This window comes from Mycobacterium sp. GA-1841 (genome assembly GCF_001954135.1).
GTDB lineage: Bacteria > Actinomycetota > Actinomycetes > Mycobacteriales > Mycobacteriaceae > Mycobacterium.
In genome coordinates this window covers 1-1,515 of the sequence record NZ_MBEQ01000039.1, presented here as the reverse complement: position 1 = coordinate 1,515, position 1,515 = coordinate 1, and the positions used below count along the sequence as shown (strand labels likewise).

At 63.0% G+C, this 1,515-nt stretch carries 1 protein-coding gene; it reads right to left on the bottom strand.

Annotation, left to right across the window (positions count from 1 at the left end; all coding sequences use genetic code 11):
* Positions 1-27: 27 nt before the first annotated feature.
* Positions 28-1,239 (bottom strand): IS110 family transposase, encoded by a 1,212-nt coding sequence (locus tag A5740_RS10165; RefSeq protein ID WP_076193670.1) that lies wholly within the window; start codon positions 1,237-1,239, stop codon positions 28-30.
* Positions 1,240-1,515: the final 276 nt, after the last annotated feature.

Here is a 1,515-nt window from a genome sequence, read left to right as displayed (position 1 = left end):
CCGCGAGACATCCCTGGGAGCTAAGTGTCAAGCGGCGGCTTGTGCGCGGTGTGCCCAGGCGGTGTGTTCGTCGTAGGGGGTGTGGTGGTGTAGGCAGCCATGCAGGATGCCCACGAGGCGATTGCCGAGTGCGCGTAGGGCTTGGTGATGGGTGTCGTCCAGGGCGCGGCGATGGTCGTAGAAAGCGCGTGCGCCGGGGCTGGACCGCAGACTGGCCTGGGCCCAGGTGTCGATGGCGTCGTAGAGGCGCCGGTTTTTGACGTGGCGGGCCACGATGGCGCGTTTCTTGCCTGAGGCCACTGTGATGGGGGACGTGGCGGCGTAGTTCCTGCGAGACTTGGTACTGGTGAATTTGTTCGGATCGTCTCCGAACTCGCCGAGCACCCGGGCGCCGAGCACATCACCGAGTCCTGGCTGGGAGAGGTAGATGTCGGCGTCCGGGTGTGCCTCAAAATGGTCGGCCAGCTGCGATTGAAGTTCGTCGATCTGGGTCTGCAGAACCCTTAACACGGCGATGGTCGCTGAGGTGCTCGCGGCTAACGCTGTGGCAATGGGACCCGGCGCGGCGAGTTGTTCACTGCGTAGTGCTGCTTGGATTTCTCGGGCACGATGATCGATATAGCGTTGACGCCCACCGGCTTTCAACAGAGAACTGATCTTGGACACGCTTAACGCTGCTCCCTGGGCCGGGGTGGGTGCGCGGCCTAGTACTGCCAGTGCGTCGTGGTGGTCGATATCGCTGAAGGCGGCCAGCGCGCCCGGATAGTACTGGCGTAACCCGGCTTGCAATATGTTGCTGTGTCGAGTCCGGGCCCATAGCAGCGTCTGGTGGGCCCGCGCCAGCACCTTGATGGCCTCGACCGCGGTGCTGTCGCCGGCCAGTCGGTGGTGGTTGTGCCGATCGGTGCGCACGAGATCGGCCAGCATTTTGGCGTCACCGGTGTCGGATTTTGCGCCGGAGACCACGTGCCGGTCACGGTAGCGTGAGGCCGCCATCGGATTGACCGCGTATACCTGGTAGCCCGCGGCATCGAGCGCATTCACCCACAGCCCGGTGTCTGTTTCGATGCCGATCACCACGAGCTGGGGTTCCTCGGCATGCTCGGCCATCAACTGGTGAAACGCCGCAAGTCCCTGGCTGCCTTCAAGTACGCGGGTGCTGGCTAACCGCTGTCCGTGTTCATCCATCACCCACACGTCGTGGTGATCTTGCGCCCAGTCGTCCCCTACGAAAATCATGCACTCTCATCGCCTTTCCGCTAATCGGAACCGATACTGTTGCGAGCGCGGGAACACCCCCGTAGCGACCTAATGGACAAGTGCTCGACACACGGCACGACATCCCTTCAGCACTTCAGGCGAACCCCATGAACCGGCCGGGGCACGGTCTCGCGGTAAGGACTCAACAACTCCAGCGTGCGGGGGTGCTCACCGGCCGGCGGCTCATCGACCAGCATCTCGCAGCAAGTCCCACGAACCCAACAACAAAACGCTGATAGGAATCATTAGCGTGCG